This window comes from Pseudomonas sp. R1-7, assembly GCF_051132105.1.
Taxonomy (GTDB): domain Bacteria; phylum Pseudomonadota; class Gammaproteobacteria; order Pseudomonadales; family Pseudomonadaceae; genus Aquipseudomonas.
This window is the reverse complement of sequence record NZ_CP071661.1, coordinates 3,779,555-3,794,350: the sequence shown is the minus strand read 5'-3', so window position 1 is coordinate 3,794,350 and position 14,796 is coordinate 3,779,555. Positions and strand designations below refer to the sequence as shown.

The window sequence follows — 14,796 nt, the reverse complement described above, 5'->3', positions numbered from 1 at the left end:
AATCAGTGAACCATATATCGGTGATGAATGTTAATACACGCCGAGAATAGGTTAGGTAAATTTTCGTAGCTCAACTAGCATCGATTTCATGACCTAAAAACAACCTCTGCCAAGAAGGTGCTTCCCATGGATTTTGCCTATTCCCCCAAGGTGCAGGAACTGCGTGAGCGTGTCACCGCGTTCATGGATGCCTATGTCTACCCGGCCGAAGCGGTTTTCGAACGACAAGTGGCTGAAGGCGACCGCTGGCAGCCGACGGCGATCATGGAGGAGCTCAAGGCCAAGGCCAGGGCCGAGGGGCTGTGGAATCTGTTCCTGCCCGAATCCGAACTGGGCGCAGGCCTGACCAATCTGGAATACGCGCCGCTGGCGGAGATCATGGGGCGCTCGCTGCTGGGGCCGGAGCCGTTCAACTGCTCGGCGCCGGATACCGGCAACATGGAAGTGCTGGTGCGCTACGCCAATGAAGAACAGAAGCAACGCTGGCTCGAGCCATTGCTGCGCGGCGAAATTCGCTCGGCCTTCGCCATGACCGAACCGGACGTCGCTTCCTCCGACGCCACCAATATGGCCGCCCGTGCCGAGCGCGACGGTGACCAGTGGGTGATCAACGGCAAGAAGTGGTGGACCTCAGGCGCCTGCGACCCGCGCTGCAAAATCCTGATTTTCATGGGCCTTAGCAATCCCGATGCACCCCGTCACGCCCAGCACTCGATGATCCTGGTGCCGGTGGACACCCCCGGTGTGAAGATCGTCCGGCCATTGCCGGTGTTCGGTTATGACGATGCGCCCCACGGCCACGCCGAGGTGCTGTTCGACAATGTGCGGGTGCCGTACGAAAACGTCCTGTTGGGCGAGGGCCGCGGTTTCGAGATTGCCCAAGGCCGCCTCGGCCCAGGTCGAATTCACCACTGCATGCGCTCGATCGGCATGGCTGAGCGCGCATTGGAGTTGATGTGCCAGCGCGCCATCAGTCGCACCGCATTCGGCAAGCCGTTGGCGCGCCTGGGCGGCAATATCGACAAGATCGCCGACTCGCGTATGGAAATCGACATGGCTCGCCTGCTGACATTGAAGGCGGCGTACATGATGGACACCGTCGGCAACAAAGTCGCCAAGAGCGAAATCGCCCAGATCAAGGTCGTTGCGCCGAACGTGGCTTTGAAAGTCATCGACCGGGCGATCCAGATTCACGGCGGGGCTGGGGTTTCCAACGACTTTCCACTGGCCTACATGTATGCCATGCAGCGCACGCTACGCCTGGCCGACGGCCCGGATGAAGTCCACCGCGCCGCTATCGGCAAGTTCGAGATCGGCAAATACGTGCCGAAGGAGATGTTGCGCAGCGGGCACTGAAGTTCGTTCACGCTGGCACCGCCATCGTGAGCCTGCTCGCGATGGCCGGTTGATGCACAGCGATCAAGTCACTCTTTGACGCTCATGTACTCCTCGGCCCAACGAATGTATTCCTCGGGTTGAGTATAGGTATGGGTCAGCTCGGTGGCGCTCAGGTCTGATGCCTGGGTGAAGATCTGACGCTGCTCCCGCAGGCTGTCGTAAGTGGCTTTGATCGCAGCGAAATAGGCACCGTGCCCATCGATGGTGATCCGAACACCCAGCTCTGCCAGGCGCTTGTCGTCGCGCAGCAGCGGATTGCCATAAGTTACCAGCATCAACGGCACGTTCAGGTTCTCACTGATCTTTTCCAGATGCTCGAAATCCTGTACGCCCACCATGCAGATCCCGTCGGCGCCGGCACGTTCATATTGCTGGGTGCGGCTGATGATTTCCTGGACCGGCAGTATCCCTGCGTTGGTCCGGGCGATGATTGCCATCTCCGGATCGACGCGGGCTTCCAGGGCGGCGCGGATCTTGCCGACGCCTTCGGCCACGCTGATCAGGTCGGTGGATTTGCGGCCAAACTGGGCCGGCAGCAAGGTGTCTTCGATGGTCAGCGCAGCCACGCCGGCGCGTTCGAGTTCGATGATGGTACGCATCACATTTAGGGCGTTGCCGTAGCCGTGGTCAGCGTCGGCAATGAACGGCAATTGTGCCACGCGGCCAATCCGAGTCGCCTGTTCGGCAAATTCGCTGAGGGTGATCAAGGCAAAGTCCGGTGCGCCCAACACCTGCAAGGACGCGACGGAGCCGCCGAGGATACCCACTTCAAACCCCAGGTCGGCAGCGATGCGGGCCGACATTGGGTCGAATACCGACGCGGTGTGGTAGCACGTTTTCGAAGCCAGCAATTGGCGGAAGTTGCGACGCAAATCTTGATGGGAAAGCCTGGACATATGAGATCCACCAATGGAATGGAAAGGCTTGAGCAAAAGTGTCAACGCCAAAGAGCCAAAGGCTATCATGCCGCAGGGATAAAAGATTATGACGAACGCGCATGGGCCATGCTTTGCAGTGCACCAAAAGACGGCAGGCCGGGGAGGTTCGCCGTCACTAGCAAAAATGGGCAACGTGCGCGGACGGACGGCCAGGGAGTTACGCCGCTTGCGCCTGTTGCCGCGGCCTGAGCAACGGCACCGCGCGTACGGTATCGCCCGGTTGCATCTGCAGGCGTTGGGCGGTGGCGCGGTCGACAAGCAGGCTATGGCCATGCTGATGGGCCCTGGCGCTGGTAACGCGGCAGTTTTCCATGCGTCGGTTATGGATCAGCCAGACCGGTGCCTGATCGTCCGGTGTACTGATCGCCAACGTCAGCGACTGACTGTCACGGACACTACGGATCTTCGAGACAGGTGCTTCGACCACAGGGCCACCGTCGAAAATATCAACATATCCCTTATGGGCGAAGCCTTCGGCATTGAGAATCTTCAAGGCCGGTTCGGTATTGGGATGAGCCTTGCCGATCACGGCCTGGGCTTGTTCGGTGAGCAGGCACGTATAGAGTGGTTGGCGTGGCATCAGCTCGGCGATGAATGACTTGTTACCCATGCCGGACAGCTGATCGGCGTAGCTGAAATCCTTCTGGAAGAAGTGCCTTCCCAGGCTGTCCCAGAAGGGTGAGCAGCCCTGTTCATCGGCATGGCCGCGCAGTTCGGCAATGAGTTTTTCTCCAAACAGTGTCGGGAACTCGGCAACGAACAACAAGCGTGCCAACGACAACAGGCGCCCGTTGTGGCCGCGGCGCTGTACGGGGTGGAGAAACAACGAGCAGATTTCCGATTGCCCGGTCATTTCGTTGTTGAGAAATAGTGTCGGGATCTGCCGCTGGATGCCCAATTCGGGCGCCGAGCTGACCGTCACACCCACGCGATAGTTGTACCAGGGCTCGCGCACCCCAACCGCACCCGTCAGCGCGCTGATCCCCACCACTTGCCGGTCGTCATCCTCCAGCACGAACAGGTAGTCGGCATCGGCTCGTTCCACCTGCCCGGCGAAGGTTCGTTGGGCCCAGCGCACCCGGTGCGCCAAGCGTTCCTCATTCGCCGGCAGGCTGGTAAACCCAGGGCCGGCGCAGCGCGCCAGGTCCATCAGTGCAGGCAGGTCGGTCAGGGCGACCGGGCGGACAATCATGGTGTCGCTCCTTGATCATGCCGGGCTTTCATAAGCTGGCCACCCGGATCCGGTCACCCTCTGCGATGTCCAGTGCGGCCAGCATGTCGGGAGGTAGAAAAACAGGGCTTTCGACGTTGACTTCCAGATCGGCGACGATGGCGCGGAAATTACCCAGGCGATCATTGCTGACCAGGTAACGACCCGTGGCGTCGATCTGTCGGCTCTGGCGCGCGATAGCCAAGTGGCTCTGGGTGATCGAGCGGATGTTCGCGACTCGGGCGTGCAAGGTGGGGCCGCCGTCAAAGATATCCACGTAGCTATTGGTTTCAAAACCCTCGCGCTCGAGGATATCGAAGGCTTCCTGGCCGTCTGGATGGACTCGCCCAATACAGGCCTGGGCCGCCGCTGGCAACATGGGGACGTAAATCGGGTATTGAGGCATCAGCTCCGCCAGGAAGGTCCGGCTGCGCAGCCCGCAAAGACGTTCGGCCTCGGTGTAGGGCAGGTCGAAAAAATGCTGCCCCACGGCGTTCCAGAAGGGCGACTGGCCGTCCTCGCTGCTGAAACCGACGATTTCGGTAATCACCGAGTCGGCAAAGCGCCGGGGATGGGCGCCGATGAACATCAGCCGTGCCCGGGAAAGCAACTCCGACTGCGGCGTGCGTACACGTGAAGCGTCGATGTGGAACCCCCGCAGCAGCGTTTGGCCGCTCAGATCCTGACAGAGTGACAGCGCGGGTACGCCGTGCTGGATGTTCAGCTCCCGGGATTCACTGGAAAACGGTCGGTTACGCAAGCTGTAGAACGGTTCGCCGCACCCCGTGGTGGCGACGATTTCAGAGCAGCCCGCGAGGTGGCCCGATTCCAGGTCCTGCAAGACAAAAAAATAATTCTCCCCACCTGGGCTGTGCACTTCGGCTTCGAACGAAGCACACGACGCGAGGATTTTTTCCCGCAGGTGATCGATGTCGTCAGGAAGCGAAGTGACGCCTACCAGGCTATCGCGGGCCAGCTGCTGCAGTTGCGGCAAATCGGTCAATTGAACTGGACGTAAAGCCAGCATGGATTGCACTCCTGTTCCAAAGAGCCCGCTGATGTAGACCGGGCTTGACGATCACTGTCGTTGTCCACGCATTGTTAGCCTTGCGGCTGAAATTTCTAAACTGTCGTGTTTATAGCAGGGGGGCGAGGTAGGTGCTCCAGGTCCGAACCGACTCGGGACTGCGCAACTGGTCGTTACGCACTTCGATCAACACCGAATCCAGGCCGCGGCCGTCGCCATGGACGGGAACCGTCATGTCACTCAACGGGCTGACCTTGTAGGGCTGGTTGCCGGCCACCCGCAGCGAATGCCTGCCCAGCCCCTCGACGATGCGCTCGGCGTATTCCCTGGCTTCGCCGAACAGCACGCCGGCCTCGAGCGCGCGCGGCTGGCCATAGAACACCGGGGTGAAACTGTGGATACCTACCACTCGCACGACCCGATCGTCGGCCAGGCGACGATCGATCAAGGTTCGCAATTGTTCATGGAATGGATGGAACAGGCACTGCTGGCGGTATTCGCGCGTGGCGTCGTCCAGCGAGTGGTTACCGGGGATCTGGTAGATCTCGCTTTGCGCCGGAATGCTGTCGGGGACGTGCAATGGGCGGTTCAGGTCGATCAACAGCCGCGAGTAGTTGGCCGACAGCAATGTCGCACCAAGGGTTTCGGACAGTTGCTCGGCCAAGGCCAGTGCGCCGATGTCCCAGGCGACATGTTCCTGGGCAGCCGTCTCATCCAGGCCCAGGTCGTTCAGCTCGCCTGGGATGAATCGACTGGCGTGTTCACAAACCAGCAGCAGCGGGTGCTCAGACTCTTCCCGCATCAATCGGAAAGCAGGCTTGGTGTATAGGCCCGATTCGGCGCATTCAATGAATTCACGCATAGTGTTCACAACGTTCGGCAGGTGGCGGCGCCTGGGTCAAGGCCGGCTCCCGGGCCTCCAAGGCAGGACTGGTTTGAACCGGCGCGCTGGACGCAGCTTCGAACAACATCCACTCGCGCAGGCTTCCTGTGGCCTGGCGTCCCGATGGCGATAAAAACAGGCACGGATCGCTGGTCTGGTCTCTGGAGAGAGGCATCCGTGCTCCTTGCCTGGATGGGTGTCAGGGTTGTTTTTCCTTAAGTCGAAAATAGTATTTGGGTAGCAGGTGCTACGTGTCCAGAGGTTTTTACGTTCCGTTTAAAAAGTCTTTGATTATGTGTAGCCCTTGTAGGGCAAGGGTTTGGTTGAAGTCCCCGCGTATGTCAGGTATCGCCGATGTTGGTGTCAGACATAACGCCTTTTTGTCCAAGTTTATTTAACTTCATATAAGGTGATGTACAAGAAATGGCGGGATTTTCCTGTCACCAACGCCATCCACTCGCCCGAGTACGCAGCGTGCAAACCACCCGATTGACCTTGATTTGCCATGGCCGCACCGCCGCCCAGAAAAGCGCTCGCTTCGGCCTGGACGAACCGCTGGATGCCGGCTGGCTGGCGAAGCGCCCCGGGGTCGGTCGCCAATACCGTGATGTCCGGCATCTGCTCTGCGGGCCCGAGTTGCGCACGCGCCAGACGGCGGCCTTGTTGGGCGACGCACAGCGTGTGGTCCCGGCGCTGGCCGATTGCGATTTCGGACGATGGCGCGGGTTGTCCGTCGACGAGTTGCTCGCGAGCGAGCCGGAACACCTGAGGACCTGGCGTGACGATCCGGATGCCGCGCCGCACGGCGGTGAATCCGTCAATCAATTATGTCGGCGTGTCGGTGACTGGCTGACGACCCTGGAAACGACCCCGGGCCATTGCTTGGCCGTGACCCATCCATTCGTGATCCGCGCCGCCTTGGTGAATGTGCTGGGCTGTTCACCTGCCATGTTCAACCGTATCGATATCGAGCCCCTTGGCGTCGTTGACCTGCGATTCAACGAGGTCTGGCGCTTGCGAGCCTTGGAGGCACCATGATGAAAAAACTTTTAGTGATTGGCATCGGAGCAGGCGATCCGGACTACTTGACGATGCAGGCAGTGAAAGCCTTGAATCAGGTGGACGTGTTTTTCCTGATGGACAAGGGCCCCGCCAAGGACGCGTTGCTGGGCCTGCGCCGCGACATCTGTCGACGCTATATCGTTGACCATCCGTACCGCTTCGTCGAAGCCTGCTGCCCCGAGCGCCAGCGTGGCGACCCCGACTATGCCAATACTGTCGCCGAGCTGAACAGCGCGAAGCAGGCCATTTTTGAAAGGCTGATCGAGGAGGAACTGTCAGACGGGCAATGCGGCGGTTTCCTGGTGTGGGGCGATCCGTCGTTGTACGACAGCACGTTGCGCATCCTGCAGGCGATCCTTGATTCGGGACGCTGCGTCTTCGAGTTCGAGGTGATCCCAGGCATCACCAGCATCCAGGCCCTCGCGGCGCGACATAAAGTGCCGTTGAACAGCGTTGGCGGTTCGCTGGAGATTACCACTGGCCGGCGGTTGGCGGCGGGGCAGGTCGGCGACGCCGCGAGCTTGGTGGTGATGCTCGATGCAGAGGACTCATATCGTCAGGTGAGCGATCCTGACCTGCAGATCTACTGGGGGGCCTATGTGGGAACGGCAGACGAAATCCTCGTCGCGGGCCGGCTGGGGGACGTGGCTGATGACATCGAACGCACCCGCAAGGCAGCGCGGCAGGCCAATGGCTGGATCATGGATACGTACCTGTTGCGCAAGTGATGCCTTTATCCCCGGCCAAACCGCTCCCGGTACACCGAGGGCGCCACTCCCACTACGCTACGAAATGCCACGCGAAAACTCTCCACCGAGCGGTAACCGCAGAGCTGGGCGATGATGTCGGTGTTGTCCTTGGTGCTCTCCAGCAATTCCCGCGCCCGCGCCAGGCGCTCATGTTGCAGCCAGGCTTTGGGGGAGAGGCCAGATGCCTGGGTGAAGCGGCGCAGCAATGTTCGTTCGCTCATGGCGGCGTGGCTCGCCAGTTCGCGCACCCCCAGCGGTTCGTGGAGACGCTCCCGGGCCCATTGCATGACGCCGGATAAATCGCTGCGCGGCGTGCGGCTGACCGGTGACGGAATGAACTGCGTCTGGCCGCCGGTGCGTTGCGTCGGCATGACCAGCCGACGTGCCACGGCGTTGGCGACTTGTGCTCCGAAATCCCGTGCGACCAGATGCAGGCAAGCATCAATGCCGGCCGCGCTGCCAGCCGACGTGATCATTTGGCCGGAATCGACATACAGCACGTCGGGGTCTACATCGATCGCCGGGTATCGCGCGGCGAGTTCATCGGTGTAGCGCCAATGAGTCGTGGCGCCCAGGCCATCGAGCAGTCCGGTCGCGGCGAGCACAAACGCGCCTGAACAGATCGACAACAAGCGTGCGCCGCGATCATGGGCTCGCCGCAGGGCCTGGAGCAGCGCATCGGACGGCGGACCGCTGTGAATGCGCCAGCCCGGCACGATAATCGTCCGGGCGCTGTCGAGCAGTTCCATGCCGCCATCGGCCAATACCTGGAAGCCGCCCATGGCGCGCATCGGGCCGTCGTCGACGGCGACGATGCGGTGCTCATACCAGGGAAAATCGAACTCGGGCCGGGCCAGGCCGAATATCTCGACGGCCACGCCGAATTCAAACGTGCACAGACCGTCATAGGCAAGAATTGCGACGAGGCCAGGGGTAGGCTGCATTTGACGGAAAATTCCCACAGAGTGTCGTATCCGCCACTGTAGCGGTACGCACCCGCTCTATAAAGTCTCTTCGAGCCCTTTTTTGTTCCAGGAGTAGACCCTATGACCAGCCCCGTTAGAGAAGTGCCTGCCGCGCCATCCGATCTGGCCTTGCAACACTTCAGCCAGCGCCTGATGTTCGAAACCGATTGTTCCGACGTACATGCCAGCCAGGAAACGGGCAACATCGATTTTGTGCTGGTGGATGTGCGCGGACCGCTGGCCTATGAACGCGGGCATGTACCGGGCGCCATCAACCTTCCAACCCGTACGCTCACGGCGCAGGCGCTGGCGGCCTATCCCCCGGCGACCTTGTTCGTGGTTTATTGCGCCGGGCCACATTGCAACGGTGCCAATAAGGCTGCGGTGCGCCTGGCGACCCTCGGGTACCCGGTCAAGGAAATGATCGGCGGTGTCATGGGCTGGCTCGACGAGGGCTTTCGCCTGACCGGTTCCGTAGAGCGCGTGGCAGAGCAGGCAATCGGCTGCGATTGCTGAACTGCACGCCTGGGTGGGAGCGATCCAAGTCGCTTCCACTGTTACGCGGTGTTACAACGCAACAGCATATTTTTATAACTATCCGTCGCCTTGACGCAATTTCCCTCCCGAGTGCCCCTCTAGACTCCCGCCCACTTCGGTTTTCCCAGACCGAACGCTGTTTCCGAATCTGCCAATAACGATCAAAAAAACCTGCGCACTCAGGAGCAAAAATGAAGAAGCTTGTCATGTTCGGTGCCTTGGCACTGTCCGTATTGTCCTTCTCAGCCGTGGCCGAAGACGCCAAGCCGATCCGTCTCGGGATCGAGGCTGGCTATCCTCCCTTTTCGATGAAGACCCCCGACGGCAAGCTGGCCGGCTTCGATGTGGACATCGGCGACGCGCTGTGCGCGCAGATGAAGGTCAAGTGTGTCTGGGTCGAGCAGGAATTCGATGGCTTGATCCCGGCACTGAAGGTCAAGAAAATCGACGCGGTCCTGTCATCGATGACCATCACCGACGATCGCAAGAAGAACGTCGACTTCACCATCAAGTACTACCACACCCCGGCGCGTTTCGTGATGAAGCAAGGCACCGAGGTCAAGGACCCGCTGACCGAGCTCAAGGGCAAGAAAGTCGGTGTGCTGCGCGCCAGCACCCATGACCGCTTCGCGACCGAGGTGCTGGTGCCGGCGGGGATCAACCTGGTGCGCTACACCTCCCAGCAGGAAGCCAACCTGGACATGGTTGCCGGTCGCCTCGACGCGATGCTGGCCGACTCCGTCAACCTCGACGAAGGCTTCCTGAAGACCGATGCCGGCAAAGGCTTTGCCTTCGTGGGGCCGACCTACGAGGACGCCAAATACTTCGGCGGCGGCGCCGGTATCGCGGTGCGCAAGGGCGACCAGGCGCTTGCCGAGAAATTCAACGCTGCCATCACCGAAATCCGCGCCAATGGCACGTACAAGAAAGTCCAGGACAAGTACTTCGCCTTTGATGTCTACGGGCATTAATCGCTGAAGTCACAAGGTGGCCCGCCGCTGACCCGGCCGGCCACCTTTTTCATGGGCGATTGTTTACCCTGAGCCTGTCGAGAAACCGATATCTGGAGTGCCTATGCAACGCATCGACCATACCTTGCCATGGAGTCATCTGGGCACGGAGCGTTCGCTCAGCGTGTTTCGTTACGGCCATGGGCCGCGCAAGGCGTATATCCAGGCCAGTCTGCATGCCGACGAACTGCCGGGCATGCGCACGGCATGGGAATTGAAGCAACGACTCAACGATCTCGAGGCCCGTGGCCTGCTCAAAGGTGTGATCGAACTCGTTCCCGTGGCCAATCCCATCGGCCTGGACCAGCACCTGCAAAGCGCCCATATGGGGCGTTTCGAGCTGGGCAGCGGCAAGAACTTCAATCGTTCCTTCGTCGAACTCAGCGCCCCGGTGGCGCAACGCATCGGTGAGCGCCTCGGGGATGACCCTGCCGCCAATATCACCTTGATTCGGCAGACGATGGTCGAGGTACTGGATGACCTGCCGCCACCTCCTTCTCAACTTGAAGCGCTGCACCGGCTGTTGCTCCGTCACGCCTGCGACGCCGATATCACCCTGGATCTGCACTGTGATTTCGAGGCCGCGATCCACTTGTACGCCTTGCCGCAACAGTGGCCGCAGTGGCGCTCGTTGGCCGCGCGGCTGAAGGCCGGCGTGGCGTTGCTCTGTGAAGATTCCGGCGGCAGTTCGTTCGATGAGTCGTGCTCGACACCGTGGTTGCGCCTGGCGAAGATTTTCCCGCAAGCGGCCATTCCACCGGCCAACCTCGCGACGACGCTGGAACTGGGCAGCATGGGCGACACCCGGGTGGAGCAGGCCCAGGCCAACTGCGAAGCGATCCTGGGATTCCTCTCGGAACAAGGCTTGATCGCTGGCGACTGGCCGGCCGCACCGCAAGAATGCTGCGAGGGTTTACCGTTCGAAGGCACGCAGTACCTGTTCGCGCCGCACCATGGCGTGGTGAGTTTCCTGCGTGAAGCCGGGGAGTGGGTGGAGCGGGGCGACCCGCTGTTCGAAGTGGTCGATCCGTTGAATGATCGGGTCACCGTTGTTCCTGCGGGCACCAGCGGCGTACTGTTCGCCCTGGATCGTGGGCGCTACACCCAGCCAGGCATCTGGCAGGCGAAAGTCGCCGGGCGCGAGCCGATTCGGGTGGGGAAATTGATCAACGACTGATAAGTGCTGTCTACCTCACCGCACGGTCGTTGCCGTGCGGCTATCAAAAATGAAGGAGGAAGACTGATGCTCAAAGCGTTCTCCCTGTTCCTGCTGCTGGTATCCGCCGGCGTGCAGGCCCAAACGTCGTTGCACACGGACTTGCCGCTCAATTACCTGGCCCGCGCCGACGAGCAGGCCCGGAACCGGCCGCTGGTGATCTTCCTGCACGGTTCGGGCAGCAACGAAGCAGACCTGCTAAGGCTCGCGGATGAACTGCCCAAGCACTACAACTACCTCTCGGTGCGCGCACCCAAGGTCATGGAACCGGGTCACTACCAGTGGTTCGCCAAAAAAGGCGAGGGCGCGTATGACGGTGACACTTCGGACCTGAAGGCCAGCGGCCAGATGCTGATGGAGTTCATCCAGAAGGCTCGGGCCAAGTACCCGACCGATGCGAGCAACATCTATCTGGTGGGGTTCAGCCAGGGCGCGATGATGAGCTACGAAATCGCCTTGCGGCACCCTGAAGCCGTCGGTGGCATTGCCGCGATGGGCGGACGAATCCTGCCGGTGCTGCGGGCCGAGCTGACGCCCGACGAAAAGCGCAGGGCGCTCGCGGTGTTCATTGGCCACGGAACAGTGGATCCGATCATTCCCTACCATGACGGCACCGACGCCGATAGTTTCCTGAAAACGCTGGCCTTGGAGCCGGAGTTCCACGGCTATGCAGGTCTAGGTCATGACATCAGTGCGCAGGAAGTGAAGGATCTGCGGGCCTGGCTGGAGCGACTCAATCCCTGATATGCACACCGGATCCCGGTGCGCTCACTTCCCGCTGGCGATCTGCTTGACCAGCGCCTCATGACCCACCTGGTCGCTGGCCCGGGAAATGATCTGCACCACGGCCATGCGTGTGCCGGATGCAGCGATCAACGTGGTGTCCAGCGTTGGCCCGCCACCCTGCGTGGCCTTGGTATCGAGCTGGCGCAGGCCCAGGCCGGTCGCTTTCTGGGTCAGGCTCTGTTCGCCAAGAATCTTGGCATCCGGCAGGGCCTTGGTTTTCTGAACAGCGAAATCAGCGAAGGTGGCGTCGAGGAAGGCTGCGTCGTTGTCTTTTACGTTCGCGCCGCCAACCAGGGTGTTCTCCGCCGCGATCACCACGGTTCTGGTGGTGGCATTGCTGTACATCGTACCGCTCGCCCCAGCGGTCCCCTGATCCACCTCTCCCGCTGACAAAGGCGTCGCCGTGAACCCGTTGGGCAGGGTGAAGCTGAACTTGCCGCCCAGCATCGAAACCTTTTGTGCGGGTGCCTGCGCTACGGCTTTGGGCTGGGCCGCCAAGGCAGGCAATGCGACCAGACTGGCGAAAGCCATCAGCAGCAGGGCGGTGGCTGGTTTACTCAGCGATGACATTGAAACGCTCCATGGACGCTCGATCTGGAGTTCGATCATCCCACGTGCCTGGCCCTTGACTCCAGCGCCCGGCCATCAAGAACGATCCCAGTAGGGCACCTCGCCGAAACACTCGAGGAAAAAGTCGATCACCGTGCGCACTTTCACCGACAGGCGCCGGCTGCCGGGCCAGAGGATGGCGATTTGCTGGGGTTCGAGGCTGTTGGATGCTTCGTAGTCGCTCAGCACCGGCACCAGCGTGCCGCTGCGCACGGCTTCGCCGATCAACCACGACGGGAACATCACCAGGCCCAGCCCTTGCACAGCGGCCTGGGTCAGGGTATCGGCGTGGTTGCCAGTGATCGGCCCCCTGACGCTGTAGGGTGTCCAGGCTTGACCGGGGCGTCGGAAAAACCAGCGCTGTTGGCCTGCCACACCTTTGTAGGCCAGGCACTGATGGGCAGCAAGGTCCTGGGGCTTGCGTGGCGTGCCATGACGAGCCAGGTAGGCGGGGCTCGCCGCGATCAGGAAACGGTGCGGCGCGACGATTCGCGCCTGCATGCTGGAATCGTGCAACGGCCCGATGCGAAAGAGCAGGTCGGCACCGTGCTGCAGCGGGTCGACATAACTGTCGGTCTGCTGGATATCCAGTTGCAGCTTGGGGTAGCGCTCGCACAACGGGCCCAGCCAGGGCGTCAGGTGTCGCTGCCCGAATACCACGGGGGCGTTGATCCGTACCAGCCCGGCCGGCACGCTGTGCTGTTCCTGCAAGGCTTGTTCGGCTTCCTCCAGTTGCACCAGCAACAACCGTGCATGGTGCCCGAGCAGGCGGCCGGCTTCGGTGGGTGAAACGGCGCGCGTGTGGCGATAGAGCAATTGCTGGTTCAGCGCCTGCTCCATCAATTGGATCTGGCGGGAGATGGATGACGGCGCCAGCCCCTCGCGCCGCGCCACTTCCGAGAAGCTGCCCTGGTCGAGCACCGCAACGAACAATCGGAGCGCCTTGAAACCCAGTTCATCAAGACCTTGCATGGGAAATCCGCTGTGCGTGTTACGCAAAAGTGTTGTTGGAATGCTCCCATTTATCGCACAGCAGTGCCAGCCGATAATGCCCATCGTTTCTTGTCCAGACAGGTTTATCCGATGCAACCGACATCAACCAACGTGGCCGCACAGGTCGCGGCTGCGGCGCCACCTCGTACATTCCTGCGCTGGCTATTATTACCCCTGGTGATTCTGGCGGGCATGGGGCTTTCCGTGGAGGCCGGTCTGCTCGGGCCCCTTGGCGTCCAGGTCGGTCATTTATGGGCGACCTTGAGCATCTTTGGCGTGGGTTCGGCGCTGTTGTTCCTGCTGCTGTTGCTCAGCGGGCCGCAGCGAGGCCCATCCCTGGACAAGCTGCCGCGCTGGCAATTGATCGGGGGCTTCCTGGGGCCGATCTATGTGGTGGTGCTGACGCTCGCCACCCCGCATATCGGCGTTGCCATGACAATGATCGCGATCCTCTCAGGTCAAGTCGGCAAAAGCGTGTTGATCGACCATTTCGGTTGGTTCGGCGCAACTCGCAAGCGCGTCAACCGCGAGCGCTGGCTGGCGTTGGCGTTGATTGTCGTGGCCCTTGTCCTGATTGCCCGAGGTTGAGATGAGCATCATTTTGTTATTGCTGGTGGTGGTCGCCGCCGGCGCAGTGCTGAGCGTGCAAGCCGCGATCAACGGGCGCCTGGGCGAGACAGTCGGCGTGCTGCGCAGCAGCCTGTTGACCTTTGTAGTGGGCACGGTGGTCACCGGGCTGTTGATCGTGTTCTTCGAGCCGGCCCATGCGGTAAGTCTGTTGGAGGTGCCCAAGTGGCAGCTCTGCGGCGCGTTGTTTGGCGTGGTCTACATGATGGTGATGGTCGGTGCGGTGCCGCGAGTCGGCACGGCCGTGGCAACCGTGGCGGTCATTGTCGGGCAATTGGGCATGGGCATGCTGATCGACAACTTCGGCTGGCTGGGCAACCCGGCTATCGAGCTGTCCAGCAGCCGCCTGCTGGCCATGGCCTGCCTGGCACTGGCGCTGGTGTTCATGTACCGCAGCAGTACGCCGCGCGCCTGAACGGCTCAGTCCGGTTCGACGTCCAATTGCAGGCTGTCGTCAGCCAAGCGCTCGGTACGTCGGACGATGCCACTCATTCGCCGACCCTCGGCACTGAACACCACGATCTGGGCTTTTGCCAGGTCTTCTGGCAGCGGCGGATGTACATGCAGGGCAAACCACGGCGGCTCGCCATCATCGAGGCGCTTGACATCGAACTGGCAATCGATGCTTTTGGTCTCGCGACCGAACAGCGTGTCGAGACCGTAATCAAGATGAGTGTTTGCGGCTGGGTTCGGGTCCATCGGCAATCTCCCGGTTAAGGCTGGGCTATTGTTCAAGTGAGTCGTGCGACATCGGAAAAATTCCGTCGGATGCGCGGCGAATGATCG

Annotated in this window: 18 protein-coding genes; 9 read left to right on the top strand and 9 right to left on the bottom strand. The window is 61.1% G+C overall.

Translation table 11 applies throughout. The features are described 5' to 3' along the window. Positions 1-126 precede the first annotated feature (126 nt). On the top strand, positions 127-1,356 hold the full coding sequence (locus tag J3P79_RS16905; protein ID WP_434604392.1) for an acyl-CoA dehydrogenase: 1,230 nt from the start codon (positions 127-129) through the stop codon (positions 1,354-1,356). A 68-nt stretch (positions 1,357-1,424) separates the two neighbouring features. Here J3P79_RS16905 and J3P79_RS16900 read toward each other — a convergent pair whose 3' ends face one another. The 5 genes from J3P79_RS16900 to J3P79_RS16880 form a co-directional block, all read right to left on the bottom strand. Then, on the bottom strand, positions 1,425-2,294 hold the full coding sequence (locus J3P79_RS16900) for an isocitrate lyase/PEP mutase family protein (RefSeq protein ID WP_039589169.1): 870 nt from the start codon (positions 2,292-2,294) through the stop codon (positions 1,425-1,427). Positions 2,295-2,493: 199 nt separating this feature from the next. Then, positions 2,494-3,528, bottom strand: a complete 1,035-nt coding sequence (astA, locus tag J3P79_RS16895; RefSeq protein ID WP_434604389.1) for an arginine N-succinyltransferase — start codon at positions 3,526-3,528, stop codon at positions 2,494-2,496. A 28-nt stretch (positions 3,529-3,556) separates the two neighbouring features. After that, complete coding sequence (locus J3P79_RS16890) at positions 3,557-4,573, bottom strand: arginine N-succinyltransferase (RefSeq protein ID WP_434604387.1); 1,017 nt, start codon at positions 4,571-4,573, stop codon at positions 3,557-3,559. 109 nt (positions 4,574-4,682) lie between these two features. Next, a complete protein-coding gene (locus J3P79_RS16885) occupies positions 4,683-5,435 on the bottom strand; it encodes an N-formylglutamate amidohydrolase (protein WP_434604385.1) in 753 nt (250 codons plus the stop codon). Then, on the bottom strand, positions 5,428-5,631 hold the full coding sequence (locus tag J3P79_RS16880; protein ID WP_434604383.1) for a hypothetical protein: 204 nt from the start codon (positions 5,629-5,631) through the stop codon (positions 5,428-5,430). Before J3P79_RS16880 ends, J3P79_RS16885 begins: the two co-directional genes overlap by 8 nt. Positions 5,632-5,930: 299 nt before the next feature. On the opposite strand from J3P79_RS16880, the gene J3P79_RS16875 reads away from it, so the two are divergent. Both J3P79_RS16875 and cobF read left to right on the top strand, forming a co-directional pair. Beyond that, on the top strand, positions 5,931-6,494 hold the full coding sequence (locus J3P79_RS16875; RefSeq protein WP_434604381.1) for a histidine phosphatase family protein: 564 nt from the start codon (positions 5,931-5,933) through the stop codon (positions 6,492-6,494). Beyond that, the gene (cobF, locus tag J3P79_RS16870; RefSeq protein ID WP_434604379.1) at positions 6,494-7,246 is read left to right on the top strand and encodes a precorrin-6A synthase (deacetylating); all 753 of its coding nucleotides are present in this window, start codon (positions 6,494-6,496) and stop codon (positions 7,244-7,246) included. Before J3P79_RS16875 ends, cobF begins: the two co-directional genes overlap by 1 nt. 5 nt (positions 7,247-7,251) lie before the next feature. Here cobF and ftrA read toward each other — a convergent pair whose 3' ends face one another. After that, positions 7,252-8,211, bottom strand: a complete 960-nt coding sequence (gene ftrA, locus J3P79_RS16865) for a transcriptional regulator FtrA (protein ID WP_434604377.1) — start codon at positions 8,209-8,211, stop codon at positions 7,252-7,254. A 102-nt stretch (positions 8,212-8,313) separates the two neighbouring features. Here ftrA and J3P79_RS16860 point away from each other — a divergent pair, with 102 nt between their 5' ends. The 4 genes from J3P79_RS16860 (at position 8,314) to J3P79_RS16845 (ending at position 11,739) form a co-directional block, all read left to right on the top strand. Continuing rightward, a complete protein-coding gene (locus J3P79_RS16860; protein ID WP_434604375.1) occupies positions 8,314-8,748 on the top strand; it encodes a rhodanese-like domain-containing protein in 435 nt (144 codons plus the stop codon). 212 nt (positions 8,749-8,960) lie between these two features. Continuing rightward, a complete protein-coding gene (locus tag J3P79_RS16855) occupies positions 8,961-9,740 on the top strand; it encodes an ABC transporter substrate-binding protein (protein ID WP_434604373.1) in 780 nt (259 codons plus the stop codon). A gap of 103 nt (positions 9,741-9,843) precedes the next feature. Continuing rightward, the gene (locus tag J3P79_RS16850; protein WP_434604371.1) at positions 9,844-10,956 is read left to right on the top strand and encodes a succinylglutamate desuccinylase/aspartoacylase family protein; all 1,113 of its coding nucleotides are present in this window, start codon (positions 9,844-9,846) and stop codon (positions 10,954-10,956) included. A gap of 66 nt (positions 10,957-11,022) precedes the next feature. Beyond that, positions 11,023-11,739 carry an alpha/beta hydrolase gene (locus J3P79_RS16845; RefSeq protein WP_434604369.1) on the top strand — a complete coding sequence of 239 codons (717 nt, stop codon included), beginning with the start codon at positions 11,023-11,025 and terminating at the stop codon, positions 11,737-11,739. 24 nt (positions 11,740-11,763) lie between these two features. Here the strand turns inward: J3P79_RS16845 and J3P79_RS16840 are convergent, their stop codons facing one another. After that, the gene (locus tag J3P79_RS16840; protein ID WP_434604367.1) at positions 11,764-12,351 is read right to left on the bottom strand and encodes a hypothetical protein; all 588 of its coding nucleotides are present in this window, start codon (positions 12,349-12,351) and stop codon (positions 11,764-11,766) included. A 75-nt stretch (positions 12,352-12,426) separates the two neighbouring features. Next, complete coding sequence (locus tag J3P79_RS16835; protein WP_434604365.1) at positions 12,427-13,362, bottom strand: LysR family transcriptional regulator; 936 nt, start codon at positions 13,360-13,362, stop codon at positions 12,427-12,429. Between the two features lie 111 nt (positions 13,363-13,473). Between J3P79_RS16835 and J3P79_RS16830 the strand changes: the two genes are divergently transcribed. Together J3P79_RS16830 and J3P79_RS16825 are read left to right on the top strand one after the other, a co-directional pair. Next, positions 13,474-13,971: a DMT family transporter gene (locus J3P79_RS16830; protein ID WP_434604363.1), complete on the top strand. Its 498-nt coding sequence runs from the start codon at positions 13,474-13,476 to the stop codon at positions 13,969-13,971. Between the two features lies 1 nt (position 13,972). Next, complete coding sequence (locus J3P79_RS16825) at positions 13,973-14,425, top strand: DMT family transporter (RefSeq protein ID WP_434604361.1); 453 nt, start codon at positions 13,973-13,975, stop codon at positions 14,423-14,425. Positions 14,426-14,430: 5 nt separating this feature from the next. Here the strand turns inward: J3P79_RS16825 and J3P79_RS16820 are convergent, their stop codons facing one another. Beyond that, entirely contained in the window at positions 14,431-14,709 is a 279-nt protein-coding gene (locus tag J3P79_RS16820; protein WP_434604359.1) for a hypothetical protein, read from the bottom strand. Positions 14,710-14,796 lie beyond the last annotated feature (87 nt).